Raw genomic sequence first — 26,171 nt, forward strand, 5'->3', positions numbered from 1 at the left:
GGACCACCGCGAGCGCGGCGGCGAGCTCCTCCGGGGTGGGATTGCCCCGTACGACCTTGATCATGAATGCTCTCCTCGCTCTCCTCGCTGGGGCACGGTCTAGAGGGGGATGTTGCCGTGCTTCTTCGGGGGCAGGGATTCCCGCTTCGTCCGCAGCTGACGCAGACCCCGCACCAGATGGGAGCGGGTCTCCGACGGCATGATCACGGCGTCGATGTAGCCGCGCTCGGCGGCCGTGTACGGGTTGAGGAGACGGTCCTCGTACTCCTGGATCAGCCGGGCCCGGGTCGCCTCGACGTCGCCGGTGGCCTCGGCCGCCGCGATCGTCTTGCGGTGCAGGATGTTCACCGCGCCCTGCGCGCCCATCACCGCGATCTGCGCGGTCGGCCAGGCCAGGTTGAGGTCGGCGCCCAGGTGCTTGGAGCCCATGACGTCGTACGCGCCGCCGAACGCCTTGCGCGTGATGACCGTGATGAGCGGGACCGTGGCCTCCGCGTACGCGTAGATCAGCTTGGCGCCGCGGCGGATGATGCCCGTGTGCTCCTGCTCGACGCCCGGCAGGAAGCCCGGCACGTCGACGAAGGTGATGACCGGGACGTTGAACGCGTCGCAGGTGCGGACGAAGCGGGCGCCCTTCTCGGAGGCGTCGATGTTCAGGCAACCGGCGAACTGCGTCGGCTGGTTGGCGACGATGCCCACCGGGCGGCCCTCGATCCGGCCGAAGCCGGTGAGGATGTTCGGCGCGAACAGCGGCTGCGTCTCGAAGAACTCGGCGTCGTCCAGGACGTGTTCGATCACGCCGTGCATGTCGTACGGCTGGTTGGCGCTGTCCGGGACCAGCGTGTCCAGCTCGCGGTCCTCGTCCGTCAGCGCCAGGTCCGCGTCCTCGGGGAACGCGGGGGGCTCGCTGAGGTTGTTCGAAGGCAGGTAGGAGAGAAGGGACTTGACGTACTCGATCGCGTCCTTCTCGTCGCCCGCCATGTGATGCGCGACACCGGAGGTGCTGTTGTGGGTGCGGGCACCGCCGAGCTCCTCGAAGCCGACGTCCTCGCCGGTGACGGTCTTGATGACGTCGGGTCCGGTGATGAACATGTGCGACGTCTGGTCGACCATGACGGTGAAGTCGGTGATGGCGGGGGAGTAGACCGCACCGCCCGCGCACGGGCCGACGACCAGGCTGATCTGCGGGATCACGCCGGACGCGTGGGTGTTCCTGCGGAAGATCTCCCCGTACATCCCGAGGGCCATGACGCCCTCCTGGATGCGGGCGCCGCCGGAGTCGTTGATGCCGACGACCGGACAGCCGGTCTTCAGGGCGAAGTCCATGACCTTGACGATCTTCTGGCCGAAGACCTCGCCGAGTGCACCGCCGAAGACGGTGAAATCCTGGGAGAAGACGGCCACGGGGCGGCCGTCGACGGTGCCGTAACCGGTCACGACTCCGTCGCCGTACGGGCGGTTGGCCTCCAGGCCGAAGTCGGTCGAGCGGTGCTGGGCGAACTCGTCGAACTCGACGAAGGAGCTTTCGTCCAGGAGCAGTTCGATGCGCTCACGCGCCGTCAACTTGCCCTTGGCGTGCTGCTTCTCGACCGCGCGAGCCGAACCGGCGTGCTTGGCCTCCTCGATGCGGCGCTGGAGATCAGCGAGTTTTCCCGCAGTCGTATGGATGTCGATACCTGCGTCGCCCGTGTCGGGGGTGGCGGCGGTATCGCTTGCGGCGCTGGGCACGGGCACGTTGGGCTCTTCCGGCTCGGACATAGGGATGCGGCTCCCTGCCTGCTCAAAGGGGCGACTGGCGGCTTGCGGATGCGGCTTGGGGGTGCGGCTCGGAGGTGCGGCTCTGGGGGGTGATCGCTTGCTACTGACTCGTAGGGTATCGGCGCGCCTACGGATCGGCAGTGCGGCGTTTACCACACCTAAGGTGGCTTGCATGACGCCGCGAGATGCTTCAGACGACTCTTCAGAGACTCCTTCGGGTCCGGATTCGGGTCCAGGGTCGGGTCCGGTTCCTGGTCCCGCTTCCGGCACCCCTGGGGGTGGCCGGTGGTCCGACCTGGACCGGCCGCCCCTGAACGCCGCGTCGCTGCGGCGTGCGCTCATTCGGGACGGGGGGCTGTGGACCTCTCTGGACGTGGTGCCCGCGACGGGGTCGACCAACACGGATCTGGCCGCCCGCGCGGACGAGCTGCCCGAGGGGGCGGTGCTCGTCGCCGAGGAGCAGAGCTCGGGGCGTGGGCGCCTCGACCGCCGCTGGTCGGCGCCCGCGCGTTCCGGTCTCTTCTTCTCCGTGCTCCTGAAGCCGGGGGCCGCGGTGCCGGTCGAACGGTGGGGGTGGCTGCCGCTCCTTACCGGGGTCGCTGTCGCCACGGGGCTCTCGCGGGCTGCCGGGGTGGACACGGCCCTGAAGTGGCCGAACGACCTGCTGGTGACGGTGGCGGGGGAGGAGCGGAAGGCGGGCGGCATCCTGGCCGAGCGGGCCGGCTCCGCGGCCGGCGGGGGCGTGGTGATCGGCATCGGCATCAACGTGACCCTGCGGGCGGAGGAGCTGCCGGTGCCGACGGCGGGGTCGCTGGCGCTGGCCGGGGCGGCGTCGACGGACCGGGACACGGTGTTGCGGGCGGTGCTGCGGTCACTGGAGCAGTGGTACGGGGACTGGCGCGCGGCAGAGGGCGACCCGTCGGCCTCCCGCCTCCAGGAGACGTACGCGGCGGGCTGCGCGACGCTGGGCCGCAAGGTCCGCGCGGAGCTGCCGGGTGATCGGTCGATCACGGGGGAGGCGGTGGCGGTGGACGCCGATGGACGACTGGTGCTGGCTACGGGGGACGGGGTGCAGGAGCCTGTGGGGGCGGGGGATGTTGTGCATTTGCGGGGGGCGTAGGGGGGTGGGCCTGAGCCTGAGCCCGGGGTGCGGTGCCGCGCCGGCATGTCCGTCCTCGCTAACGTCCGGTGGTTGGGGTGCTTCGGTTCCGGAGCGCCGCGAGCCGTGCTCCGGGCGGACATACCGGCACGTCGCCTCGTGAGCGTCGCCGAATGCGGCCGATCGATGGTGCTGCCGGGCAATCGGGCGGGAAGGCCTGTTCGGGCAGAGGTGGGTGCGGAGCACTCGGGCGGTGGGTGGGGGAGCTGTTCGTTCAGGTGAGGGTGTGGGGCAAACGGGGCGGGTGGGCGGGGAAGGTGTGTTCGGCGGCGCGGCTACGGGGGAGCCACAGATCGAGGCGCCCCGCCAGGCAAAGGCGTACCGCCAGGCGTGAGCTGCGGCACACCTGCCGTAAAGTTGGCGCCGGTCGATACCTGACCGCGGCAGATCGGAAGGGCAGCAGGCGTGACCGTCGACGACACGGGCTCCGGCACGGGTGCATCGCCCGACGGTGAGCCCGGACGCACCGCTGGGTCCGTCAGCCACACGTTCGACTCGATGGACTCCGGGGACGAGAAGCCGGGGGACCCGGAGAGGGACCCCCTGGCCCTGCGTCTCGAAGGGCTGATCCTCGGCGCGGACCGCCGCTACACCCCGTTCCAGGCGGCCCGCAGCGCCGGCGTATCCATGGAGCTGGCCTCCCGCTTCTGGCGGGCCATGGGCTTTCCCGACGTGGGCCAGGCCAAGGCCCTGACCGAGGCGGACGTCCTCGCACTGCGCCGCCTCGCCGGTCTCGTGGAAGCGGGCCTGCTCAGCGAGGCCATGGCCGTGCAGGTGGCCCGGTCGACCGGACAGACCACCGCCCGCCTGGCCGAATGGCAGATCGACTCCTTCCTGGAGGGTCTGACGGAGCCGCCCGAGCCGGGCATGACGCGGACCGAAGTCACGTATCCGCTGATAGAGCTGCTCCTGCCCGAGCTGGAGGAGTTCCTCGTCTACGTGTGGCGACGGCAGCTCGCCGCCGCCACCGGCCGCGTCGTGCAGGCCGCTGACGACGAGGAAATGGTCGACCGGCGCCTCGCCGTCGGCTTCGCCGACCTCGTCGGCTTCACGCGGCTCACCCGGCGCATGGAGGAGGAGGAGCTCGGCGAGCTCGTCGAGGCCTTCGAGACCACGGCGGCCGACCTCGTCGCCGCCCACGGCGGCAGGCTCATCAAGACGCTGGGCGACGAAGTGCTGTACGCCGCCGACAACGCGGGCGTGGCCGCGGAGATCGCCCTGCGGCTGATCGAGACCATGGCCAACGACGAGACGATGCCCGAACTGCGCGTCGGCATCGCCTTCGGCACGGTCACCACGCGGATGGGCGACGTCTTCGGCACGACCGTGAACCTCGCGAGCCGCCTCACCTCGATAGCGCCCCGGGACGCGGTCCTGGTGGACGGCGCGCTCGCGGAGGAACTGACGCGTACGGGGGACGCGCCCGCCTCCGAGACCGAGGCGGCGGAGGCGGCCGAGCGGGCCGAGAAGGAAGGCGCGGAGCCGCCCTCCTATCGCTTCGCCCTGCAGCCGATGTGGCAGCGGCCCGTACGAGGCCTCGGCGTCGTCGAGCCCTGGCTGCTGAACCGCCGGAGCTGAACCGCCGGAGCTGAACCGGCGGGGAGGCGCGTACCGGCGGTTCGCTGCAGATTTTTTTCGTCCGCCCGCCCGATTGCCCTACGGCGGTGGCATGATCCGCGGGTGGCCCGGTAACGGGCGTTAACCGGACGTGGAGGAAAGCAATGGGTGGCGAGCAGCGGTTCGGGGAATTCGTCAGCGTCAGGCGGCACGCCTACGTCGCCGAGCTCGTCCTCGACCGGCCGGGGGCCATGAACGCCGTGTCCACGGACATGGCCCGCTCCATCGGCTCCGCCTGCGCCGCCCTCGCGGAGGACCGCGACGCCCGTGTCGTGGTCCTCACCTCGACCCATGAGCGTGCCTTCTGCGTCGGCGCCGACCTGAAGGAGCGCAACTCCTTCTCCGACGCCGAGTTGGTGCGCCAACGGCCCACGGCGCGGGCCGCCTACACCGGCGTACTCGACCTGCCCATGCCGACCGTCGCGGCCCTGCACGGCTTCGCGCTCGGCGGTGGCTTCGAGCTCGCGCTCGCCTGCGATCTCATCGTCGCCGACCCGACCGCCGTGGTCGGGCTCCCCGAGGTGTCGGTCGGCGTCATCCCGGGCGGCGGCGGTACGCAGCTGCTGCCGCGCCGGGTGGGCGCGGCGCGAGCGGCCGAGCTGATCTTCAGCGCGCGTCGTGTGGAGGCGGGCGAGGCGCGGGAGTTGGGGCTCGTCGACCAGCTCGTGGGCGAGGGCGAGGACCGTACGGAAGCGCTCGCGCTCGCCGAGCGGATCGCCGCCAATTCGCCCGTCGGGCTGCGCGCCGCCAAGCGTGCCCTGCGGCTCGGGCACGGGCTCGACCTGCGCGCCGGCCTTGAGGTCGAGGACGCCGCATGGCGCTCGGTGGCCTTCTCCGGTGACCGGGCGGAGGGCGTCGCGGCGTTCAACGAGAAGCGCAAGCCGCAGTGGCCCGGGGAGTGAGGGGTGGACGGGTGCGGGGAGTGAGTGGCGGTACGGGTCCGGGGCGTGGGTGGCGTAGCTGTGCCAGGCGGATGTGCGTGACCCCACACGCTGCGTAATGTTCCAAACGCCCAAATTGTCCCTAATCTCCTAGCCTAGGGAGATGGGAGAGGATGTCCGGCTACGGGCCGTGGTGGTGCTGGCGCAGGGGATGGCCGCCGCGCGCACTCCGCGTGAGTCCTGGCGGGCGGCTGCCCGGGGCGCGTGCCGTGCGTTGTCCGGGAACTTCGCGGCACTGTCCGTCTGGGAGCGTGACCTCGGGCGGCTGAGGGTGCTCGTGAACGTGGGCGAACGGGTCGAGGGGGAGGAAGAGTTCCCGGAGCACGAGGCGTACCCCGTGAACGAGTTCCCGGAGATCACCGAGTTCCTGCATGAGCGCTGGGCGGGCGGCGGTGAGCCGCACGCCTGGGTCGAGACGGCGTGCGGTCCCGCCGAGAACACGGCCCCCGGCTACTGCCATCAGCGCGTCGCCGCCCTGCGCAGGCGCGGCCGCGGCTGCTGTGTGGTGGCGCCGATCGTGCTGCACGGGCGGGCGTGGGGCGAGCTCTATGTGGCGCGTCCGGTGGGGGCGCCGCCCTTCGGCCGCGCGGACGCGGACTTCGCGACGGTGCTCGCCTCGGTCGTCGCGGCGGGCATCGCGCAGACCGAACGGCTGGAGGAGGCCCGCCGCCTCGCCTTCACCGACGCGCTGACGGGCCTCGCCAACCGGCGTGCGGTCGATCTGCGTCTTGAGGAGGCGGTGGAGCGCCACCGTGCTGACGGGACGGTGGTGAGTCTGGTCGTCTGCGACGTGAACGGTCTCAAGTGGGTCAACGACACCCAGGGGCACGCGGTCGGTGACCGCCTCCTCGAACGCTTCGGTTCGGTGCTCTCCCTGTGCGGGGCGATGCTGCCGGGGACGCTGGCCGCGAGGCTCGGCGGTGACGAGTTCTGCCTGCTCTCGGTGGGGCCCACCGCCGATGAGGTGGTGCGGGTGGCGGACGAACTCTGCGTACGGGCAGCCGAGTTGGAGCTGGGGGACGGGGTCGCGTGCGGTGTCGCCTCCACGGAGGACCGGATCGGCGAGGTCCGCTCGGCCCGCCGCCTGTTCCGCCTCGCGGACGCGGCCCAGTACCGCGCGAAGGCGGCCCGCGCGCCGAAGCCGGTGGTCGCGGGGCGCGAGGGCGCGGACGATCCGGTGGTGCGCCTGGCGAACTCGGAGGGCTCGCGCCCGGCGGGCGAGAGGCGCCGCTTCCGGGGGAGGGGCCCCGAGCCGGGGCCGCGGAGCTCCCGGGAGGGCAAGGGGGGTGGGTAGGCGGCTCGGTGACGAAACTGCGGGCCGGTGGGGGCTGACCGCGCAGTTCCCCGCGCCCCTTACGGGGCTCAGCCCACCGCGCCCTCTGGCTTTGCGCAGTTCCCCGCGCCCCTTACGGGGCGAAGTTCCCCGCGCCCGCTCGCCCTGCGTAACTCCCCGCGCCCTCTACGGGGCGTACTTCCCGCGCCCCCTTGCCCCGCGCAGCTCCCCGCCCCCCCCCAAGCGGCGCACTCCCGCACCCCACCCCGCCCTCGGTAAGAGGCTAAGACCGCATCCGCCCGTGACACCTGGCGATTCAATCCGTACTCTGCTGAATATGGATATGCACACCGTGGTCCTGGGGACGTCCGGGACAACCGCGGCGGACGTCATCGCCGTCGCACGCGGCAACGCCCGCATCGAGCTGTCGGCCGAAGCCGTGGCCGCCCTTGCCGCCGCCCGCGAGATCGTCGACGCCCTCGCGGCGAAGCCCGAGCCCGTCTACGGCGTCTCGACCGGCTTCGGCGCCCTCGCCACCCGGCACATCGGCCCGGACCTCCGCGCCCAGCTGCAGCGCAACATCGTCCGCTCGCACGCGGCCGGAATGGGCCCGCGCGTGGAGCGCGAGGTCGTGCGTGCGCTGATGTTCCTGCGGCTCAAAACGGTCTGCTCCGGTCGTACCGGCGTACGCCCCGAGGTCGCGCAGACCATGGCCGACGTACTCAACGCGGGGATCACCCCCGTCGTCCACGAGTACGGCTCCCTCGGCTGCTCCGGCGACCTCGCACCGCTCAGCCACTGCGCGCTCACGCTCATGGGCGAGGGTGACGCGGAGGGCCCCGACGGTGAGCTGAAGCCGGCGGGCGAGCTGCTCGCCGCGCACGGCATCACCCCGGTCGAGCTGCGCGAGAAGGAGGGCCTCGCCCTCCTGAACGGCACCGACGGCATGCTCGGCATGCTGGTGATGGCCCTCGCCGACCTCGACGACCTCTACAAGTCCGCCGACATCACCGCGGCCCTCACCCTCGAGGCGCTCCTCGGCACCGCCAAGGTCCTCGCCCCCGAGCTGCACGCCATCCGCCCGCACCCGGGCCAGGGCGCGTCCGCCGCCAACATGGCCGCGGTGCTCGCCGGTTCGGGCCTGACCGGCCACCACCAGGACGACGCGCCGCGCGTGCAGGACGCGTACTCGGTGCGGTGCGCGCCGCAGGTCGCGGGCGCGGGCCGGGACACCCTCGCCCACGCCCGTACGGTCGCCGAGCGCGAGCTCGCCGCCGCCGTCGACAATCCCGTGGTCCTGCCCGACGGCCGCGTCGAGTCGAACGGCAACTTCCACGGCGCCCCGGTCGCGTACGTCCTGGACTTCCTCGCGATCGCCGCGGCCGACCTCGGCTCGATCGCCGAGCGCCGCACGGACCGGCTGCTCGACAAGAACCGTTCGCACGGTCTGCCGCCGTTCCTCGCGGACGACGCGGGCGTGGACTCGGGCCTGATGATCGCCCAGTACACGCAGGCGGCGCTCGTGAGTGAGATGAAGCGGCTCGCGGTCCCGGCATCGGCCGACTCGATCCCGTCCTCCGCGATGCAGGAGGACCACGTCTCGATGGGCTGGTCCGCGGCCCGCAAGCTGCGCACCGCGGTCGACAACCTGACCCGCATCGTCGCGATCGAGCTGTACGCGGCGACGCGCGCCGTCGAACTCCGCGAGGGCCTCACGCCGGCCCCCGCCACGCGGGCGGTCATCGAGGCGGTCCGCAAGGCGGGCGTCCAGGGCCCGGGCCCCGACCGCTTCCTCGCGCCGGACCTGGCGGCGGCGGACGAGTTCGTGCGCTCGGGCGCGCTGCTCGCCGCGGTCGAGCCGGTGACGGGCCCGCTGGCCTAGCCACCGCACCTCTGCGCGAAGAGGGGCGCCGTCACCAGGTGACGGCGCCCCTCTTGCGTGGTGAGCGACGTGTCAGTCGCGGTCGGTGTCAGTCGCGGTCGGTCTCCTCGTGGGTGATCGTGCCCTTGACGGCGTCGACCTCGAAGTCGGTCTTGTTCCAGTCGCCGGTGACGACGTCGACGGACCAGACGAGGGCGCCGCCGTCCTTGTCGTCCAGGCCGACGGAGGTGACCGTGCCCTTCTTCTTGCCGGTGGCGGCCTTGGCCGCCTGCTCGGGCGACTGCTTGACGCGGGAGAGCCAGCCGGCCGTCTCCTTCTTGTCGTCGGCGTCCTGGTCGCTCTCGGGGGCGGAGCTGATCACCTTGCCGGAGACGGCGTCGATGCGGACGTCGTGCACGGTGCCGTCCTTCTCGGCGACCTCGGCGACCCACTGCGGGCCGGCCGCGCCGCCGCTCGGGCTGGCACTGGCCCTGGCACTGGGACTCGGACTTGCGCTCGCGTCGTCGTCATCGTCGCTGTCGTCCTTGACGTCGGCCGCGTCCTTCAGGTCGAGGTCGGTCAGCTTGCCGCCCGGGACCTTGTCCACCGCCGTGGCGGCGGCCTTGTCGTAGGTGACCTTGGTGGCGCCGAGCAGATCCTTGCGCTCCTGCTGGTCCCGGGTGCGGGACGCGCTGCCCGTGGGGCTCTCCGACGGCGCTTCCTTCGGAATGGTCTTCGCCGCTTTTGAGGTCGCTTCGGCGGACGACGCCTTGTCGCTGTCCGACCCGCAGCCGGTGACCAGGGCCGCCGATGCCGCGACGGCGCACAGGGCGCCGACGAGACGGAGGCGGCGGGCGCGGAGTGTTCCGGTCTTCTTGTTCCGGGTCTCGAATCTCATACCCGCATGCCTAGCCCTCGACCGGTATCCGGCCATGTCGGCGCGCGGCCAGGGTCACCCGAGTGCCCGGCACGCGAGCCCTCTCACTGCGACCTCAGTAAGCCCCTCGGTACGCCGGGCCCTGGCGTTCCCGGCGTACCGAGTACGCCACGAAGCCCGCTCCGAGGCCCAGGAACGCCGTTCCGCCGATCAGATACGGGGTCGTGTCCACGCCTGCGCCGGTGTCGGCGAGGCGGTCCTCCGTGGTGGCGGCGGTGGTGGCGGTGTGCTCCGAGTTCAGCGTCGCGCGGCGCTGTTCGGTGTGGACCACCCGGGGGGCGTCAGGGGCCTCCGGGGATCTGAACGTCGCTGACGCGTTCGCGGAGGGAACGAACCACAGGGCGCCGAGGAGGGCCCCTGCGGCAGTGGCGGTGAGCAACGATCGACGTGCGGACACGGAATCGGATCCCCCTTGTGGCGCTGGCGAATTGGCCGTGTGGGGCGATGGTAATGAAAGGCGCGGGTCGCGGGAAAGTCGCGGGGGTCATGGGTCGTACCCTCCGACTCATGAGCACACCTGAGACATCACGTTTTGTACGGCTCCGCGTGGAATTGGTGGTCGAGGTCGACGACTCCGGCGAGCTGTCGGCCTCCGCCCTGCGCCGCATCGCGGAGGACGAGCACATGCCCGCCGAGGAGCGGCTGCACGCCGAGACGGCCGTCAAGGAGGACGACGCGGAGGCGCTCGCCTATCTGGTGGATCCCTTCGACCTGGTCAGCCAGCTGCCGGGGGTGGAGCTCTCGCAGGCCTCCTGGAGCAGCGAGCAGATCGACTACGACCCCGATTCGCCGGATTGGGACCCCGACGAGGATGATGACGACGACGAGGATGGTGCGGCCGACGAGGCTGTGGCCGGGGGCGGCGCCGGTGGCCGGGGGTTGTAGGCGGTAGACAGAAAGTAGTACGTCTACCGGACGGAAAAAACGGAACCCGTAGCCCCGGACGGCAACCGCCGCTCGGGGTTCCGTCGTCTCAGGGGTGCACGGCTGTCACTGGCGCACCGCGGGACGTGGTGTTCCCCACATCTTCCGAAGAAGTGGAACGGGACGAACCGGGCAGGACGTTATGCGGGATTACGGGGACTCCCGGCGTTCATGGCGTGTTGGGGATTTCGGCAACGATGGAGAAGCGTGTGATGACGGACAGTAGGCGACAGCGCGGACGGCGCAAGGGTCTTGCGGCCGTATCCGCTCTGGTCGGCGGCGTCCTGGTGCTCTCGGCCTGCAGCAGCGACGACGGCGACAAGAACAGTGCCGGCGCAGGCAAGGAGTCGCAGAACCAGGTCGACGAAGCAGCCGCCAAGAAGACGTCCGACGCCGATATCAAGATCGCGCCGAAGGACGGCTCCGACAACGCGAGCATCAACAGCGCCGCCGCGGTCAAGGTGAGCAAGGGTTCCCTGTCGGACGTCACGATGACGACCGACAAGGGGACCGCGGTCGAGGGGCAGATAGCTGCCGACAAGAAGAGCTGGAAGCCCACCGGCCAGCTGGAGCGGGCGACCACTTACAAGATCTCCGCCACCGCCACGGACTCCGAGGGCCGCAAGGCGCACGAGAACTCGAAGTTCACGACGGTCTCGCCGGCCAACAGCTTCATCGGGAACTTCACGCCCGAGGACGGGTCCACGGTCGGCGTGGGCATGCCGGTGTCGATCAACTTCGACAAGGCGATCACGAACAAGAAGGACGTCCAGTCCCACATCAAGGTGTCGTCCAGCAGCGGCCAGGAAGTCGTCGGCCACTGGTTCGGCAACAACCGCATCGACTTCCGCCCCGAGAAGTACTGGCAGGGCAACTCCACGGTCACCTTGAAGCTGGCCCTGGACGGCGTCGAGGGCGCGGACGGCGTCACCGGTGTCCAGCAGAAGACGGTCCAGTTCAAGATCGGCCGTAACCAGGTCTCCGTCGTCGACGCCAAGACGAAGACGATGAAGGTCATGCGGGACGGCAAGGTCGTCAAGACCATCCCGATCTCCGCGGGCTCCCCGGAGAACAAGACGTATCAGGGCCAGATGGTGATCTCCGAGAAGTTCAAGGAGACCCGGATGGACGGCGCGACCGTCGGCTTCAAGGACGGCGACGGCAAGGGCGAGTACGACATCAAGGACGTGCCGCACGCCATGCGTCTCTCCCAGTCGGGCACGTTCATCCACGGCAACTACTGGGGCGCGAAGTCCATCTTCGGCGGCGCCAACACCAGCCACGGCTGTGTCGGCCTCCAGGACGCCAAGGGCGCGGGCGACAAGAGCACCCCGGGCGCCTGGTTCTACGACAACTCGATGGTCGGTGACGTCGTGGACGTCCGGAACACCGGCGACAAGACGGTCCAGCCCGACAACGGCTTCAACGGCTGGGTCATGGACTGGGCGCAGTGGAAGGCCGGTTCCGCGGTCTGAGACCCGGGTAACCCCCTTCACCTTCACGGCAGCGGCCCGCACCCCTCTACGGGGGTGCGGGCCGCAGCCATCATCCCGCCGAACTCTCCGCCACTCAGTGACCACACGCCCAACTCGCCACTTCTGACGCGCTATTGAGCAGATGTTCGACCCTGAGCAATACTTCCTGGCTCAGGGGCGAGAGCCCCTTGACCTCCAGGGGGAGACTTGCGCAGAAAAGTGAAGAGAGCCTACGGGGCCACGATCGCCACAGCGGCGGCCGTGGCCCTCGCCGCGGGCATGACCAGCCCGGCGTCGGCGGCGAAGCAGTCGCCGGACGCACAGGCGGCAGCCGCGCAGCCGGCGGGCCTCGAGAGCGCCGGACAGACCACGCACCACATCACCCTCATCACCGGCGACCGCGTCACCGCCGACTCCAAGGGCCGCGTCACCGGCTTCGACCGGGCCAAGGGGCGCGAGCGGATACCCGTGCTGACGAAGCGCGTCGGCGGTCACCAGCTCGCGATACCGGCCGACGCGCAGCGCCTGATAGCCACCGGCAAGCTCGACCAGCGGCTGTTCGACATCACCGAGCTGAGCAAGAAGGACAACCGCAGGGCCCAGAAGAAGGGCCTCAAGCTGATCGTCGGCTACCAGGGAGCGGCTGCCTCGGCCAGGTCCGACGTGCGCGCCGCGGGTGACACCACGGTCCGTAGGACCCTGAAGTCCCTCAACGCCGACGCCATCACGACCCCGAAGCAGGACGCCACCGACCTGTGGTCCGCGCTGACCGCGGACCAGGGCGGCTCCACGGCGTCCGGCGTCAGCCGCGTATGGCTGGACGGAGTCCGCAAGGCGCGCCTCGACAAGAGCGTGCCGCAGATCGGTGCCCCGAAGGCGTGGGCGGCCGGCTTCGACGGCAAGGGCGTCAAGGTCGCCGTCCTGGACACCGGCGTCGACGCCACGCACGTCGACCTGAAGGACCAGGTCGTCGGCGAGAAGAACTTCACGCCCGCGGAGGATGCCAAGGACCACTACGGCCACGGCACGCACGTCGCCTCCATCGCGGCGGGCACCGGCGCGAAGTCGGGCGGCAAGCTCAAGGGCGTGGCGCCCGGCGCCAAGCTCCTGAACGGCAAGGTCCTGGACGACGGCGGCTCCGGCGAGGACTCCGGGATCATCGCGGGCATGGAGTGGGCGGCCGAACAGGGCGCCGACATCGTGAACCTCAGCCTCGGCGGCGGTGACACCCCCGGTGTCGACCCGCTCGAAGCCGAGGTCAACAAGCTCTCCGCGGACAAGGGCATCCTCTTCGCGATCGCGGCGGGCAACGACGGGGAGCCCGGCTCCGTGGGCTCCCCGGGCAGCGCGGACGCGGCCCTCACCGTCGGAGCGGTCGACGGCGACGACAAGCTCGCCGACTTCTCCAGCCAGGGCCCGCGTGTCGGCGACGGCGCCATCAAGCCCGACGTCACCGCCCCCGGCGTGGACATCACGGCCGCGGCCGCTCCCGGCAGCGTCATCGACAAGGAGGTCGGCCAGGAGCCCGACGGCTATCTGACGATCTCCGGTACGTCGATGGCCACCCCGCACGTGGCGGGCGCCGCCGCACTGCTCAAGCAGCAGCACCCGGACTGGAAGTACGCCGAGCTCAAGGGCGCGCTGACCGCGTCCACGAAGGGCGGCAAGTACACGCCGTTCGAGCAGGGTTCGGGACGCATCGCCGTCGACAAGGCCATCAAGCAGACGGTGATCGCCGAGCCGGTGTCGCTCTCCTTCGCCATGCAGCAGTGGCCGCACACCGACGACAAGCCGGCCACGGAGAAGGTGACCTACAAGAACCTCGGCAAGGACGACGTCACCCTCGACCTCGCGGTCGCGGGCACGAACCCCAAGGGCGCCCCGGCTCCCGCGGGCTTCTTCAAGCTCGGCGCGAAGACGGTGAAGGTCCCCGCGGGCGGCACCGCGTCGGTCGACCTGACCACCGACACCAAGCTCGGCGGCACGGTCGACGGCGCCTATTCCGCGTACGTCGTGGCGACCGGCGGCGGGCAGTCCGTGCGCACGGCCGCTTCGGTCGAGCGCGAGGTCGAGTCGTACGAGCTGACGCTCAAGCACATCGGGCGCGACGGTCAGGCCCCGAAGTACTACGACACGGACCTGGAGGGCATCTCGGGGCTCGCCACCGAGAAGTCCTTCGACCCGTTCGACGACTCCGGCACGGTCAAGCTCCGGGTTCCCAAGGGCGGTTACGTGCTGAACAGCAGCATGTACGCCGACCCGAGGGACTTCAGCAAGGGCGCCGACTGGATCGCCCAGCCGAAGCTGAGCATCACCAAGGACACCACGGTGACGCTGGACGCCCGCACCACGAAGCCGGTGGACATCACCGTGCCGTCGGCGGACGCCAAGCCGCACTTCGGATCCCCGGACTACACGGTGGACACGCCCGGCGCCAGCTACTCCTTCGGCTGGTGGCTCGACGCCGGATACGTCAACTTCCGGAGCGCGCACCTGGGCCCGCAGGTCACCGACGGCTCGCTGCACCAGCAGTGGGACGGCCACTGGCTCAAGGGTGACGACGCCGAGTACGACACCGTGGCCGGCGGCAAGGTCAAGCAGGTCGCGACCGGCTACACCAAGCACTACAAGGCGTCCGAACTCGCCACGGTGAAGGTGGACCTGGGCGCGGCGGCCAAGGACAACAAGGGCACGATCGGCGCCCTCGGCTACCTCCCCGGCAGTTCGGGCGGCTCCTCGATCAACATCCCGCAGAAGCTGCCCGGCACCCGGACGCTGTACCTGTCCACGGCCGACGCCGTGAAGTGGGGCATGGACTTCGAGCAGCAGGGCGGGGTCGAACCGGATGGCTGGCCGATCGTCGACGCGGCCTACTCGCTGGGCGCGGCGCAGACGTTCGCGGCGGGCAAGAGCTACGAGAAGACGTTCAACACGGCCGTCTTCGGGCCGCGCATCGGCGGCGAGTACGGCGTCCGGCGTCAGGACAACGAGATCAGCGGCTATCTGCCGCTGTTCGCCGACGGCAAGACGCACTCGGGCTCCTCGCGCTACTCGTCGGTGAAGACGACCCTCTACAAGGGCTCCACCAAGATCGGCGAGAACACGGACCCGCTGGCCGGCGGTGTCCCGTTCAAGGTCCCCGCGGCCGACGCCGAGTACAAGCTGTCGACGTCCGTGAAGCGCAGCGTCACGGTGGCTGCCGCCTCCACGCGCATCGACGCGAGCTGGACGTTCCGCTCCAAGAAGGCCGACAACGCGAAGCTGCCGGTCTCCACGGCGCGGTTCGCCGCGGCGGTCGACCTGAGCAGCAAGGCCAAGGCCGGCGAGACCCAGTCCGTGCCGGTGACGGTGCAGGGCGCGGCGGCGGGCGCCAACCTCAAGTCCCTTGCCGCCTATGTCTCGTACGACTACGGCCAGACCTGGAAGAAGGTCACCGTCTCCGGCGGCAAGATCAAGGTCAAGAACCCGGCCGCGGGCAAGGGCATCTCCTTCCACGCCAAGATCACGGACAAGAAGGGGAACAAGTCGACGCTGTCGATCTACAACGCCTACTACGGCAAGTAGGCAGGCGGATGAGCTAGCCGCCGAGTAAGCCGTTGCCGCCGGGCGCGGCGCCGAAAGGACTGGCGATCACGTATCGCCGGTGTCTGTCGGCGCCGCGCCTCGCCACATCCGTGGCCCGAGGCCTACGCGCACAGCGAACTGGCCTCCATGCTCCGCCAGTTGTCGGACAAGGTGCTCACAGAGCGGCTGGTTCTCCCGGCAGCACCCACCGCAGAGGAAGCCGACGTCACATGACCGCGCACACCGTCGAGTACATCCGCTACCGCATACCCTCCGAACGCTCCGCGGAGTTCCTCTCCGCGTACACCCGCGCCGCCGTCCCGCTGGCGGCCGCCCCGCAGTGCGTCGACTACGAACTCACCCGCTGCGAGGGGGACTTCGAGCACTTCATCCTCCGCATCACCTGGACGTCGACCAAGGATCACCTGGAGGGCTTCCGCGGCTCGGAGCTCTTCCGTGACTTCTTCGCGGAGATCCGTCCGTACGTCGAGAACATCGAGGAGATGCGCCACTACACACCCACCGCCGTACGCGGCACGGGCGCGTCGACGCCGACCCTGTACACCTGGGCGGGTGGCGAGGAGAACTTCGACCGCCTGACGGAGATCTTCTACGAGAAGGTCCTCAAGGACGACCTCCTCGCCCCGCTCTTCGCGGGCCTGCCCGCCGAGCACGCCCTGCACGTCGCCCAGTGGCTCGGCGAGGTCTTCGGCGGCCCGGCCGCCTACTCCCAGGAGCACGGCGGGCACGCCGCCATGGTCGGCAAGCACCTCGGCAAGGGCATCACCGAGCCGCAGCGCCGCCGCTGGGTCAACCTGATGCAGGACGCGGCGGACGACGCGGGGCTGCCGACGGACGCCGAGTTCCGTTCCGCCTTCCTTGCCTACGTCGAGTGGGGCACCCGCCTCGCGGTCTACTTCTCGGGCCCCGACGCGAGCCGCCCCACCGACCAGCCGGTCCCGCTGTGGAACTGGGGCGCCGCGCCCCCGTACCAGCCCTGAGGGTCTGAAGGTGTGGCGGGCGTCCAGGGCGGGGTCTACTGCGTCCCCGACCCCGCCGCGCCGGTCCGTGTCGCGTCCGCTCCCCAGCTGGCCAGGAGCCGCAGGGCGTCGGCCGAGGCCGAATCCGGCTCCGCGTGGTACGTCACCAGTGACTGATCGTGATCGTCCGGCAGTCGCAGCGTCTCGAACGACAGGGTCAGATCGCCGACCAGGGAGTGGTGCAGGCGCTTGACGCCGTGCCCCTTCTCCCGCACGTCATGCGTCGCCCACAGGCTCCGGAACTCCTCGCTCTTCACGGAGAGCTCGCCGACCAGGGCCGAGAGCAGCGGGTCGTTGGGGAAGCAGCCCGCGTCCATCCGCAGGAAGCTCACGATGTCCGAGGCCTTCTGCTCCCAGTCCCGGAACAGCACGCGTGAATCGGGCCGCAGGAAACAGATCCGCGCCCAGTTCCGCTCCTCCGGCGGCACCTCGCCCCAGTCGCCGAAGAGCGCGGCGGCCATACGGTTCCAGCCGAGGATGTCCGAGCGGCGGCCGACCACGTAGGCGGGCACGCCGTCCATCGCGTCCATGAGCTGGAGCAGCGCGGGCCGCACGCGCTGAGGGCGCGCCGGACGCTTCTTCTTGTGCTGTTTCGGCTTCGCCAGATGCGTCAGATGGGCGTGCTCGGCGTCCGTGAGGCGCAGGGCACGGGCGATCGCGTCAAGCACCTCGCCCGAGACGTTGCGGCCGTTTCCCTGCTCAAGACGGGTGTAGTACGCGACGGACACCCCGGCCAGCTGCGCGAGCTCCTCGCGGCGCAGCCCCGGCACCCGCCGGTGACGCCCGAAGTTCGGCAGCCCGACGTCCTCCGGCTGCAGCCGGGCCCTGCGGGTGCGCAGGAACTCACTGAGCTCGGCACGGCCATCGAGGGGCTCGGGGGCGGGGGCGGGGGTCGGCTGGTCCATGCTTTCCAGTATCCAGGCTCGTACGCGTACGAGCCTGTCCCCGCCAGTAGTAGGACCACTGGACGTAGGCAGAGCCGTGACCTGGGTAGATGTCCGTATGGCTGGCACGGTTGAGGGCATGACCGCACAGACCAGCACCACCACCGTTTCCGCTTACGCCGCCCCGTCCGCCAAGGCCCCCCTGGAGCGGACCACCATCCCGCGCCGCCCGGTGGGCGCGTCCGACGTACTGATCGACATCAAGTACGCGGGCATCTGCCACTCGGACATCCACCAGGCTCGCGACGGCTGGGGTGAGGGCATCTTCCCGATGGTCCCGGGCCACGAGATCGCCGGTGTCGTCACCGAGGTCGGCTCCGCCGTCACCAAGTTCGCGGTCGGCGACCGCGTCGGCGTCGGCTGCATGGTCGACTCCTGCCGCGAGTGCGACAACTGCAAGGCGGGCCTCGAGCAGTACTGCGTCAAGGGCAATGTGCCGACGTACAACGGCCTCGGCAAGGACGGCGAGCCGACCTACGGCGGCTACTCCTCGCACGTCGTCGTGGACGAGGCGTTCACCGTCCGCATCCCCGACGGCCTCTTCCTGGACGTCGCCGCGCCGCTCCTGTGCGCGGGCATCACCACGTACTCCCCGCTCCACCGCTGGAACGTGGGCCCCGGCAAGAAGGTCGCCGTCGTGGGCCTGGGTGGTCTCGGCCACATGGGCGTCAAGATCGCGCACGCCATGGGCGCCGAAGTGACCGTTCTCTCGCAGTCCCTGCGCAAGAAGGACGACGGCCTGAAGATGGGCGCCGACCACTACTACGCGACCAGCGACGAGGCCACGTTCGAGCAGCTCGCGGGCTCCTTCGACGTGATCCTCTCCACGGTCTCCGCGCCGCTGCCGCTGGACGAGTACCTGGGCCTGCTGCGCTCGGAGGGTGCCTTCGTGAACGTCGGCGCCCCCGAGGAGCCGGTCTCGCTCAACCTGTTCTCCGTGATCGGCGGCGGCAAGACCCTCGCCGGCTCCATGATCGGCGGCATCCAGGAGACCCAGGAGATGCTCGACTTCTGCGCCGAGCACGGCCTGGGCTCGGAGATCGAGCTGATCGACGCCGACCAGATCAACGAGGCGTACGAGCGCGTCCTCGCCAGCGACGTGCGCTACCGCTTCGTGATCGACGCGGCCACCATCTGATGCACTGATGCACTGATGCACTGATGCACTGATGTCAGAGGCGCCCTGCCTCTGACCCCTTGCCCCTCGCCCCTTGATGACGCCCGAGGCCATGCCGCCCCGGGCGTCATCGCTGTCTCGGGGTCTCGCTGTCTCGGGCGTCATCGACGTGTGGCCGGAACTCGACTCGGACCGCGGGCCTAGGACGCATTGCGCACCAGGTGGGGGGCCGTGTGACCGATGCCGGGCGGTCGGGCCGTGCCTAGTGTGGTGGGCGTCTGCACGGGTACTTCAGACGCACAGGAAGAGGTCGCACGATGTCCATCGAGCTCAACCACACGATCGTCACCGCGCGGGACAAGAAGGCGTCCGCCCAGTTCCTCGCCGACGTCCTGGGCCTCGAGGTGAGCCCCCAGTACGGACCGTTCATCCCCGTCGAGATCCCCAACGGCGTCACGCTGGACTACTACGAGGGCGACGGCGGCCCGATCACCTCGCAGCACTACGCCTTCCTGGTCTCCGAGGACGAGTTCGACGCCATCTTCGGGCGCATCAAGGACGCGGGGCTCACCTACTGGGCCGACCCGCACCACACGGTCGTCGACGAGATCAACACCAACGACGGCGGCCGGGGCGTCTACTGGGATGACCCGGACGGCCACAACCTGGAGATCCTCACGAGGCCGTACGGCAGCGGCGGCAGCGGCAGTTAGGAACTCAGGAACCTTCGACCGCCGGGACGCCCTCCGCCAGGAAGTCGAGCACGAGCGGCGTCGCCACGTCCGCGAACTCCTCGAAGTACGCGTGCCGCGCCCCGGGGATGAGCCGCATCCGCGCCCCGGAGATGCGTTCCGTGAGCAGGGGAGCGTTGGCGGCCGGATTGAACACGTCATCGGTGCCGTGCACCACGAGCGTCGGTGCCGTGATCCGCACCAGCGCGTCCCAGGCGTCGTGCCGGGCGCTGGCCCGCAGGTGGCGCCGCCGCGCGTGCGGGGGCATGTCCGGATCGCCGAGGGTGTGGAACACGGGTTTCCCGGGGCCACGCTCCCGTTCGGCGATCCAGCCGGGGGTGTACATCAGCTCCCGCAGGGCGCGGTGCGCGTCCGCCGGGTCGCCCTGGGTGAGGGCGGCCCGCACCTCGGGGCCGCGCTCGATGCCGTGCGGCGCCCCCGGTGACGTACAGCCCAGGACGAGGCGGTCGACCCGCCCGGGGTGGTCGGCGGCGATCCACTGGGCGACCCGGCCACCCATCGACGTGCCGTACACATGGGCGCGGCCGATGCCCGCGTGGTCGAGCACGGCGATGACGTCGCGGGCGAAACCGGGCGTGCTGTAGCTGTCGGTGTCGGGGCGACCGCTCTCGCCGGTGCCGCGCCAGTCGAGTACGACGGTCCGGTACGCGGCGGCGAAGTCGTCCCGCACCGGGTCCCACCAGCGGCGGCTGTTGGACTGCCCGCTGAGCAGGACCAGGGGGTGGCCGGAGCCGTGGACCTCGTAGTGCAGGGCGGTGCCGTCGGCGGCTTCAGCGAAGGGCATGGGTGAACGGTAACCATCCCGGGGTCCCCGACAGGCCCTAGGGTGCCGGGATGACCGGGACACCCATCGAGGTACCAGAGGGCTTCGCGCTCAGCACGGTCCAGCGGGAGGGCGAGCGGGGCCGGGCCTGGCTCGCGACGCTGCCGGGGCTCGCCGACGAGCTGCTCCGGCGCTGGGACTGCGAGCCCTCGGAAGCCGTCACCCACGGGCAGGTCGGCATCGTCGTACCCGTGAGGCGGCGGTACGACGGCACGCCCGCCGTCCTGAAGATCTCCTTCCCGCACCCCGGCAACGTCCACGAGCCGGACGCCTTCGCGGTGTGGGCGGGCCGGGGCGCGGTCCGCCTGTACGAGCGGGACGACGCGCGGTTCGCGATGCTGCTGGAGCGGGCGGGAGCGCCTTCAGCGCCTTCAGCGGATCCAGAGCATTCAGCCCATTCCCTCGCGAGCGTGGAGGACACCGACGAGGCGGTGGCCGTGGCCGGGCGCCTGGCGCGCCGCCTCGCCGTGCCCGCGCCCGCCGGGCTGCCCCGGATGAGCTCGCTGGTGGCCGAGTGGGAGTGCGAACTGCGGGACGAGGACCGGGAGTTGGGTTCGCCGTTGCCCGCGCGCGTGGTGGCCGCGGCGATCGCCACCGTGCGCGAACTCGGCCGGGACCAGCCGGAGACCCTCGTCCACGGAGACCTGCACTTCACCAACGTACTGAGGTCGGAGCGCGAGCCCTGGCTCGCCATCGACCCCAAGGGGTACGTCGGCGACCCGGCGTACGACTCGATCACGTTGCTCCGCACCCGCTTCGAGGCCCTGCTCACCGCGCCCGACCCGCGGGCCGCCGCCCTGCGCCGCCTTGACGTATTCGCCGACGCCGCCGAGGTCGACCGCGAACGCGCCAGGAGGTGGGCGCAGGCGAGGGCGGTGACGGCGGCGCACTGGGGGATGCGGCACGGGGACCCCGCGTGGCTGGTCAAGGCCACGGAGGCGCTGGCGGAGGCGCTGACGTGAGGTGGACGTCGGCTTTGGTGGAGGGATTTCGCCGGGGGCGGAACGCTGATCACTGCCCGGGCGGCCCGGCGGCTCCTACCCTGAAGGGGTGAGCAGCCAAGAGCGGTACAACGAGCCGGAGCAGGCGCAGCCCGTGGAGCAGGCCGGGCCCCAGGAGTCGGCCCGCGTCATCCCGTTGCGCCCACGTGCCGCGCGGCAGGCGCCGACGCGCACCGACCCCATGCGCACGACTCCCACGCGCACCGCCCCCATGCGCACGGCCCCCACGCGCATGACTCCCATGCCAACTCCCGTGTCACCGGCGGCGAAAGAGCCCCTGTGGCGGGACGTGGTCGGTGACGTGCTGCGCCGCGAGCGCCTCGCCCAGGAACGTACGCTGAAGGAAGTCGCCGACGAGGCCCGCATCTCGATGCCGTACCTCTCCGAGGTGGAGCGCGGCCGCAAGGAGGCTTCGTCCGAAGTCCTCGCGGCCGGCGCCCGGGCGCTCGGCCTGAGCCTGGCGGACCTTCTCTCCCTGGCCCAGACCGAGTTGACCCGCCACGCGCAGTCCACGCGCCCGCGCCAGGGAGACATCCGCCTGGCCGCGTAGGACCGTTCCAGGAGCGTTCTACGCCGCGGCGAGCATCCGCCGACTCAGCACCTCATCAGCCAGTCCATAAGCCACCGCGTCCTCGGCGGTGAACACCTTGTCGCGGTCCATGTCCGCGCGCAGTGTGGCGACATCGTGCCCCGAGTGCCGGGACAGCACGTCCTCCACCTGCGAGCGGATCCGCAGCATCTCCTTGGCCTGGAGGCTGAGGTCGGAGACCGTCCCCTGCTGCCCGCCGCTCGCGGGCTGCCCGAGCAGCACGCGCGAGTGTTCGAGGACGAAACGCCGCCCGGGATTGCCGCCCGCGAGCAGCACGGCGGCGGTGGAGGCCGCCTGTCCGACGCAGAACGTCGAGATGGGGGCGCTGATGAAGCTCATGGTGTCGTAGATCGCCATGAGCGAAGTAAACGATCCCCCGGGCGAGTTGATGTAGATGGCGACTTCGCGCTCGGGGTTCGAGGACTCCAGATGGAGCAGCTGCGCGATGACGACGTTGGCCACGCCGTCGTCGATCTCGGTCCCGAGGAAGATGATCCGCTCCGAGAGCAGCCTGCTGTAGATGTCGTAGGCGCGTTCGCCCTGCGGGGTGCGCTCGACGACGGTCGGAATCGTGTACTGGCTCATGTCGGTCAGACCCCCAGTCCCATACGCGGCTTGGAGGCCGCGGGCCGTACGTCGGCGAGCGAGTCGAGCACCCGGTCGACCATCCCGTACTCCTTGGCCTGCTCGGCGGTGAACCACCGGTCGCGGTCGCCGTCACGCGAGATGACGTCCTCGCTCTGGCCGGTGTGCTCGGCGGTGATCCGCTCGACGGACCTCTTCGTGAACTCCAGGTTCTCGGCCTGGATCGCGATGTCGGCGGTGGTCCCGCCGATGCCGGCGGACGGCTGGTGCATCATGATCCGCGCGTTGGGCAGCGCGTACCGCTTGCCCGCGGTGCCGACGGTCAGCAGGAACTGCCCCATGCTGGCCGCGAACCCCATGGCGAGGGTCGACACGTCATTCGGGATGAGCCGCAGGGTGTCGTAGATGGCGAGCCCGGCGGTGACGGACCCGCCGGGGCTGTTGATGTAGAGGCTGATGTCGGTCCGCGGGTCCTCGGCGGAGAGCAGCAGGAGCTGCGCGCAGACCCGGTTCGCGGAGACCTCGTCGACCTGGGTCCCGAGGAAGACGATCCGCTGGGTCAGCAACTGCGCGGCCAGATGGTCGTCGAACCGCGTCGAGGGTGTCTCGCCCTCGGAGGCTCGCGGGGCATTGACGATGGGTGGCATCGATCGTCCTCCTGACGATGGGAGCGGCACACCTGCCGGCCGCTGTCCTGTCCCCCCACCATCGGACGCCACCCCGCCCCACGTCAGGATTCTCGGCCTGCGGCAGATTCGCTGACGGCAGAGGGCCGGCCGGCCCCGGGCAGCCCACCTACGAGATCAGAGGCCTTGGGGTGTTCGGAGAGCCACTCGGCACGGGCGGCCTTCAGCCGGTCGCGCTCGTCGGTCGTCGCTCGTCGCTCGTCGCCAGGATGACGTCCGCGCCACCGTCGTAGGGCTGAGGGATGCGCCGAAGCCCGGTGTCGGTGACGAAGACCTGCCCGAGCGTAAGCCCCCTGTCCACTCGCCCCATGGCAGCTCCCGCCCAGTGCCTCTGCGGCCGGCGGCGCGCTCAACGCGCACCATTACCCCAGGTCAGGCCCGAACCTCGACTGGGTGGGATCTGTCAGCACACGTTAGGAGACGTTCCTTCATGAAGGTTCGAGAGGACGTAGCCTTGCGAGCACTCAGCGTGCTGGTGTCAGGTGGTATTCAACCTAGTCTCTGTCCTTGCTTTTGGCCCCCCTCGCTGAGACCGACGACTGGAGCACCTTGTGTCTTCGCATCCTGCCTCCGCACCCGAACCGCCCGGCGTTGACGGTTCCATGTCTTCACGGTCGACACGCGAGGAGCGACTGACTGCTGCCTTCGTCGATCTGGCCGACACCCTGGCCGCTGACTTTGACCCGGCTGACTTCCTCTATCGGGTCGCGGAACACTGCACCTCGCTGCTGGATATCGGCGACGCGGGGGTGATGCTGGCAGCTCCGGGCGGGCCGCTGCGGCTGGTGGCAGCGACCTCCGAACGGATGCGCCTGGTTGAGCTTTTCGCACTCGATGCCAGCCAAGGACCCGGTCACACCGCATACCAGGCGGGGCATGCCCTCGAACACGATCTGACCGGCCCCGGGCAGTGGCCGGAGTTCAGCGCGCATGCCCACCTCAACGGCTACCTGTCCGTCTACGCGGTGCCGGTACGACTGCGTAAGGAGACCGTCGGCGTACTCAATCTCTTCCGTCGCACCCCTGAGTCGCTCAGCGATGCCGACCGGAAGCTTGCGCACGCCCTTGCGGACGCCACCTCCATCTCTCTGCTTCAGCAGACCACTCTCGACCAGCACCGCACTCTGGGCGTCCAGCTGCAACAAGCCCTCAACACCCGCAACGCCATCGAGCAGGCAAAGGGCTATATTGCCGCCAGCCACGGCACCGACCCGGACTGGGCGTTCCAACGCCTGCGTGCCCATGCCCGCCGCCACGGCCTCCGCATCGACCGTGTCGCACGCGCCATCGTCGAAGGCACCCTCACCCTCACCCCGCCCACCGCTGGAACGGACGGGCATGTTGACGCCCCGGCAGACCGAAGCCGTCCGTCACACGGATAAGCGGTAGGGGCAGAAACGCGCCTCCCTCCCGAGTGCGCCCCTACCCACGACACGACAGGTGGAGAGGCGCCCAACCATCCCTCGCTCTCAGTCGGTTAGCCCGACTCGCCCACCGCAGCATCAGGGATCGCATCACCGATGAGCTGTTGTCGCAGTCCCGGATTCCTCCGCGTGTAGCACTCCTAGCGCGTGTCAGGCGAGGCAGGGCGCTCGCTCAGATAGGAGATCGTCAGCGAGCTCTGACAGATTTGGACGCAGCCCGAGGGGGAGTGGAAGAGTCCCTGAGCGCACGTGATCCCAAGTGGGCATGGTGGGTGAACCAGCAGGAAATTGGAGGGCACTCAGGGCATACCCTCTTGAGTCTCGCGGACTTGAACGCGGCGACCCTCAAGTTCCAAAGCGCACTCGAACATGCAACGCCACGGGGCGTCATGTTGTACCGCATCGAGCTATTGCACAGCTACGCAAGAGCCAAAGCGTGGAGGGAAGCTGAAGAGGAAATCCACGAGATCTCACCTCTCCTCAGCACCATCGCCTCGGGGAGGAACCGACTGCTCTTGCGGGACGCATTGCAGGTCGTCGAACGAACCTCGGGGGTGCAGCCCAGAGCAGAACTCACGTACGCGCCGTCGGGAGATCAGCATCTTGAGCTTCTGCCATCGGTGTTGGTGGATGTGGCAGCCCATAAGGATGCCGGTTGCGTTGTCGCGGCAGCCGTCGTTCCGGCCTCTGACCGGAGCTCCGCAGGTCACTGGGGCCTGGAAGAAGGACCACAGGAGGACTACGGCGGACAGGGCGACGATCGCCGCCGGGCCTGCTGCCTCATTGATCCACGCGGCGATGAGTAGGGCGCCGGCCAAGACGCCCCACCACTGCCCCACCCCGCCAAGCAGACGGCCCTTTGCCTTGCGCAGTCATGGCGCTGAACGCGCATGGAACGGCTGTGCCGCCGTACTGATTCACAGTCGGCGGCACAGACGGTCAGGTCGATCGGGTCCCGAAGGCCTACTGCTCCGAGGCCTGAGGCGCCGGAGCGATCCCCGTGGGGCAGGCTCGGCCCCAGTTCGTTTCCGAGGGGCTGTCCAGGTGGAGGCCCGTGCCGCCGATTCCGCAGTAGCCGTCGGGGTTCTTGTCCAGGTACTGCTGGTGGTAGCCCTCGGCCGGCCAGAACGGGCGGGGGGCCGCCGGGAGGATGGTCGTCGTGATCTCGCCGTGGCCCGCCGACGTGAGGACCTGCTGGTAGGCGTCGCGCGATGCCACCGCGCCCGCCTCCTGCTCGGCGGAGTGGGTGTAGATCGCCGAGCGGTACTGGGTGCCCACGTCGTTGCCCTGGCGGAAGCCCTGCGTGGGGTTGTGGGACTCCCAGAAGAGCTTCAGGAGTGCGGCGTACGAGACGCGGGCCGGGTCGAAGACCACGCGGACCACCTCGGCGTGGCCGGTCAGGCCCGAGCAGACCTCCTCGTACGAGGGGTTCTCCGTGGAGCCGCCCTGGTAGCCGACGTACGTCGTCCAGACGCCCTCGGTCTGCCAGAACTTGCGCTCCGCGCCCCAGAAGCAGCCGAGCCCGAAGTCCGCGATCTCCAGGCCTTCGGGGTACGGGCCCAGGAGCGGGTTGCCGAGGACCGTGTGGCGGGACGGGACCTCGAATTCCGGGGTCGAGCGGCCCTTGAGGGCCTGCTCGGGGGTGGGGAGTTCGGGCGTGCGGCCGAAGAGCATGAAGGCTGTCCTCCTGAAGCGGGGCGA

The 26,171-nt window shown here is 70.2% G+C and carries 25 protein-coding genes; 15 read left to right on the top strand and 10 right to left on the bottom strand.

From position 1 onward, the window contains the following. Both AB0E78_RS16740 and AB0E78_RS16745 read right to left on the bottom strand, forming a co-directional pair. A partial coding sequence (locus AB0E78_RS16740; protein ID WP_146065047.1) for an acyl-CoA carboxylase subunit epsilon occupies positions 1–64 on the bottom strand: 64 nt, incomplete at its 3' end. Between the two features lie 35 nt (positions 65–99). Further along, entirely contained in the window at positions 100–1,758 is a 1,659-nt protein-coding gene (locus AB0E78_RS16745) for an acyl-CoA carboxylase subunit beta (protein WP_361832837.1), read from the bottom strand. A gap of 172 nt (positions 1,759–1,930) precedes the next feature. On the opposite strand from AB0E78_RS16745, the gene AB0E78_RS16750 reads away from it, so the two are divergent. From AB0E78_RS16750 to hutH, 5 genes are all read left to right on the top strand, one after another. After that, on the top strand, positions 1,931–2,878 hold the full coding sequence (locus tag AB0E78_RS16750) for a biotin--[acetyl-CoA-carboxylase] ligase (RefSeq protein WP_361832839.1): 948 nt from the start codon (positions 1,931–1,933) through the stop codon (positions 2,876–2,878). Positions 2,879–3,322: 444 nt separating this feature from the next. After that, positions 3,323–4,495, top strand: coding sequence for an adenylate/guanylate cyclase domain-containing protein (locus tag AB0E78_RS16755; protein WP_361832841.1), 1,173 nt, complete (start codon positions 3,323–3,325; stop codon positions 4,493–4,495). 143 nt (positions 4,496–4,638) lie between these two features. Further along, the gene (locus tag AB0E78_RS16760; RefSeq protein WP_361832843.1) at positions 4,639–5,436 is read left to right on the top strand and encodes an enoyl-CoA hydratase-related protein; all 798 of its coding nucleotides are present in this window, start codon (positions 4,639–4,641) and stop codon (positions 5,434–5,436) included. A 142-nt stretch (positions 5,437–5,578) separates the two neighbouring features. Next, positions 5,579–6,769, top strand: coding sequence for a diguanylate cyclase (locus AB0E78_RS16765; RefSeq protein WP_361832845.1), 1,191 nt, complete (start codon positions 5,579–5,581; stop codon positions 6,767–6,769). A gap of 322 nt (positions 6,770–7,091) precedes the next feature. After that, positions 7,092–8,630 (top strand): histidine ammonia-lyase, encoded by a 1,539-nt coding sequence (hutH, locus tag AB0E78_RS16770; protein ID WP_361833767.1) that lies wholly within the window; start codon positions 7,092–7,094, stop codon positions 8,628–8,630. Between the two features lie 88 nt (positions 8,631–8,718). Here the strand turns inward: hutH and AB0E78_RS16775 are convergent, their stop codons facing one another. Together AB0E78_RS16775 and AB0E78_RS16780 are read right to left on the bottom strand one after the other, a co-directional pair. Then, positions 8,719–9,507 carry a PepSY domain-containing protein gene (locus AB0E78_RS16775; RefSeq protein ID WP_361832847.1) on the bottom strand — a complete coding sequence of 263 codons (789 nt, stop codon included), beginning with the start codon at positions 9,505–9,507 and terminating at the stop codon, positions 8,719–8,721. 94 nt (positions 9,508–9,601) lie between these two features. Beyond that, entirely contained in the window at positions 9,602–9,943 is a 342-nt protein-coding gene (locus tag AB0E78_RS16780) for a hypothetical protein (protein WP_361832849.1), read from the bottom strand. 110 nt (positions 9,944–10,053) lie between these two features. Here AB0E78_RS16780 and AB0E78_RS16785 point away from each other — a divergent pair, with 110 nt between their 5' ends. The 4 genes from AB0E78_RS16785 to AB0E78_RS16800 all read left to right on the top strand — a co-directional run bounded on the left by AB0E78_RS16785 (position 10,054) and on the right by AB0E78_RS16800 (position 16,510). Next, entirely contained in the window at positions 10,054–10,431 is a 378-nt protein-coding gene (locus AB0E78_RS16785; RefSeq protein WP_361832851.1) for a hypothetical protein, read from the top strand. A gap of 251 nt (positions 10,432–10,682) precedes the next feature. Beyond that, complete coding sequence (locus tag AB0E78_RS16790) at positions 10,683–11,945, top strand: Ig-like domain-containing protein (protein WP_361832853.1); 1,263 nt, start codon at positions 10,683–10,685, stop codon at positions 11,943–11,945. 219 nt (positions 11,946–12,164) lie between these two features. Next, the gene (locus tag AB0E78_RS16795; protein WP_361832855.1) at positions 12,165–15,509 is read left to right on the top strand and encodes a S8 family peptidase; all 3,345 of its coding nucleotides are present in this window, start codon (positions 12,165–12,167) and stop codon (positions 15,507–15,509) included. Positions 15,510–15,739: 230 nt separating this feature from the next. Next, entirely contained in the window at positions 15,740–16,510 is a 771-nt protein-coding gene (locus tag AB0E78_RS16800) for an antibiotic biosynthesis monooxygenase (RefSeq protein ID WP_361832857.1), read from the top strand. A gap of 35 nt (positions 16,511–16,545) precedes the next feature. On the opposite strand, the gene AB0E78_RS16805 is transcribed toward AB0E78_RS16800, so the two are convergent. Further along, the gene (locus tag AB0E78_RS16805; protein WP_361832859.1) at positions 16,546–17,454 is read right to left on the bottom strand and encodes a helix-turn-helix transcriptional regulator; all 909 of its coding nucleotides are present in this window, start codon (positions 17,452–17,454) and stop codon (positions 16,546–16,548) included. A gap of 118 nt (positions 17,455–17,572) precedes the next feature. On the opposite strand from AB0E78_RS16805, the gene AB0E78_RS16810 reads away from it, so the two are divergent. After that, positions 17,573–18,631 (top strand): NAD(P)-dependent alcohol dehydrogenase, encoded by a 1,059-nt coding sequence (locus AB0E78_RS16810; RefSeq protein ID WP_361832861.1) that lies wholly within the window; start codon positions 17,573–17,575, stop codon positions 18,629–18,631. A 296-nt stretch (positions 18,632–18,927) separates the two neighbouring features. Next, on the top strand, positions 18,928–19,323 hold the full coding sequence (locus AB0E78_RS16815; RefSeq protein ID WP_361832863.1) for a VOC family protein: 396 nt from the start codon (positions 18,928–18,930) through the stop codon (positions 19,321–19,323). Between the two features lie 4 nt (positions 19,324–19,327). Here the strand turns inward: AB0E78_RS16815 and AB0E78_RS16820 are convergent, their stop codons facing one another. Next, positions 19,328–20,146, bottom strand: a complete 819-nt coding sequence (locus AB0E78_RS16820; protein ID WP_361832865.1) for an alpha/beta fold hydrolase — start codon at positions 20,144–20,146, stop codon at positions 19,328–19,330. A gap of 50 nt (positions 20,147–20,196) precedes the next feature. Here AB0E78_RS16820 and AB0E78_RS16825 point away from each other — a divergent pair, with 50 nt between their 5' ends. Continuing rightward, the gene (locus tag AB0E78_RS16825) at positions 20,197–21,147 is read left to right on the top strand and encodes an aminoglycoside phosphotransferase family protein (protein ID WP_361832867.1); all 951 of its coding nucleotides are present in this window, start codon (positions 20,197–20,199) and stop codon (positions 21,145–21,147) included. Between the two features lie 88 nt (positions 21,148–21,235). Continuing rightward, on the top strand, positions 21,236–21,736 hold the full coding sequence (locus tag AB0E78_RS16830; RefSeq protein ID WP_361832869.1) for a helix-turn-helix transcriptional regulator: 501 nt from the start codon (positions 21,236–21,238) through the stop codon (positions 21,734–21,736). Between the two features lie 18 nt (positions 21,737–21,754). Here the strand turns inward: AB0E78_RS16830 and AB0E78_RS16835 are convergent, their stop codons facing one another. The 3 genes from AB0E78_RS16835 to AB0E78_RS16845 form a co-directional block, all read right to left on the bottom strand. Beyond that, the gene (locus AB0E78_RS16835; protein ID WP_361832871.1) at positions 21,755–22,360 is read right to left on the bottom strand and encodes an ATP-dependent Clp protease proteolytic subunit; all 606 of its coding nucleotides are present in this window, start codon (positions 22,358–22,360) and stop codon (positions 21,755–21,757) included. Positions 22,361–22,365: 5 nt separating this feature from the next. After that, complete coding sequence (locus AB0E78_RS16840; protein WP_361832873.1) at positions 22,366–23,007, bottom strand: ATP-dependent Clp protease proteolytic subunit; 642 nt, start codon at positions 23,005–23,007, stop codon at positions 22,366–22,368. 202 nt (positions 23,008–23,209) lie between these two features. After that, positions 23,210–23,347 (bottom strand): hypothetical protein, encoded by a 138-nt coding sequence (locus AB0E78_RS16845; protein ID WP_361832875.1) that lies wholly within the window; start codon positions 23,345–23,347, stop codon positions 23,210–23,212. 250 nt (positions 23,348–23,597) lie between these two features. Here AB0E78_RS16845 and AB0E78_RS16850 point away from each other — a divergent pair, with 250 nt between their 5' ends. Together AB0E78_RS16850 and AB0E78_RS16855 are read left to right on the top strand one after the other, a co-directional pair. After that, positions 23,598–24,428 (top strand): GAF and ANTAR domain-containing protein, encoded by an 831-nt coding sequence (locus AB0E78_RS16850; RefSeq protein WP_361832877.1) that lies wholly within the window; start codon positions 23,598–23,600, stop codon positions 24,426–24,428. A 371-nt stretch (positions 24,429–24,799) separates the two neighbouring features. Then, positions 24,800–25,276: a hypothetical protein gene (locus AB0E78_RS16855; protein ID WP_361832879.1), complete on the top strand. Its 477-nt coding sequence runs from the start codon at positions 24,800–24,802 to the stop codon at positions 25,274–25,276. Positions 25,277–25,433: 157 nt separating this feature from the next. On the opposite strand, the gene msrA is transcribed toward AB0E78_RS16855, so the two are convergent. Next, a complete protein-coding gene (msrA, locus tag AB0E78_RS16860; RefSeq protein ID WP_361832881.1) occupies positions 25,434–26,144 on the bottom strand; it encodes a peptide-methionine (S)-S-oxide reductase MsrA in 711 nt (236 codons plus the stop codon). Positions 26,145–26,171: the final 27 nt, after the last annotated feature.

Source organism: Streptomyces sp. NPDC032198 (assembly GCF_040636975.1).
Lineage (GTDB): Bacteria > Actinomycetota > Actinomycetes > Streptomycetales > Streptomycetaceae > Streptomyces.

Coding starts and splice junctions, on each gene's coding strand:
- AB0E78_RS16745 (WP_361832837.1), bottom strand. CDS start 1,758: ATGTCCGAGCCGGAAGAGCCCAACGTGCCCGTGCCCAGCGCCGCAAGC.
- AB0E78_RS16750 (WP_361832839.1), top strand. CDS start 1,931: ATGACGCCGCGAGATGCTTCAGACGACTCTTCAGAGACTCCTTCGGGT.
- AB0E78_RS16760 (WP_361832843.1), top strand. CDS start 4,639: ATGGGTGGCGAGCAGCGGTTCGGGGAATTCGTCAGCGTCAGGCGGCAC.
- AB0E78_RS16765 (WP_361832845.1), top strand. CDS start 5,579: ATGGGAGAGGATGTCCGGCTACGGGCCGTGGTGGTGCTGGCGCAGGGG.
- hutH (WP_361833767.1), top strand. CDS start 7,092: ATGCACACCGTGGTCCTGGGGACGTCCGGGACAACCGCGGCGGACGTC.
- AB0E78_RS16775 (WP_361832847.1), bottom strand. CDS start 9,507: ATGAGATTCGAGACCCGGAACAAGAAGACCGGAACACTCCGCGCCCGC.
- AB0E78_RS16785 (WP_361832851.1), top strand. CDS start 10,054: ATGAGCACACCTGAGACATCACGTTTTGTACGGCTCCGCGTGGAATTG.
- AB0E78_RS16790 (WP_361832853.1), top strand. CDS start 10,683: ATGACGGACAGTAGGCGACAGCGCGGACGGCGCAAGGGTCTTGCGGCC.
- AB0E78_RS16800 (WP_361832857.1), top strand. CDS start 15,740: ATGACCGCGCACACCGTCGAGTACATCCGCTACCGCATACCCTCCGAA.
- AB0E78_RS16805 (WP_361832859.1), bottom strand. CDS start 17,454: ATGGACCAGCCGACCCCCGCCCCCGCCCCCGAGCCCCTCGATGGCCGT.
- AB0E78_RS16810 (WP_361832861.1), top strand. CDS start 17,573: ATGACCGCACAGACCAGCACCACCACCGTTTCCGCTTACGCCGCCCCG.
- AB0E78_RS16815 (WP_361832863.1), top strand. CDS start 18,928: ATGTCCATCGAGCTCAACCACACGATCGTCACCGCGCGGGACAAGAAG.
- AB0E78_RS16820 (WP_361832865.1), bottom strand. CDS start 20,146: ATGCCCTTCGCTGAAGCCGCCGACGGCACCGCCCTGCACTACGAGGTC.
- AB0E78_RS16825 (WP_361832867.1), top strand. CDS start 20,197: ATGACCGGGACACCCATCGAGGTACCAGAGGGCTTCGCGCTCAGCACG.
- AB0E78_RS16835 (WP_361832871.1), bottom strand. CDS start 22,360: ATGAGCCAGTACACGATTCCGACCGTCGTCGAGCGCACCCCGCAGGGC.
- AB0E78_RS16840 (WP_361832873.1), bottom strand. CDS start 23,007: ATGCCACCCATCGTCAATGCCCCGCGAGCCTCCGAGGGCGAGACACCC.
- msrA (WP_361832881.1), bottom strand. CDS start 26,144: ATGCTCTTCGGCCGCACGCCCGAACTCCCCACCCCCGAGCAGGCCCTC.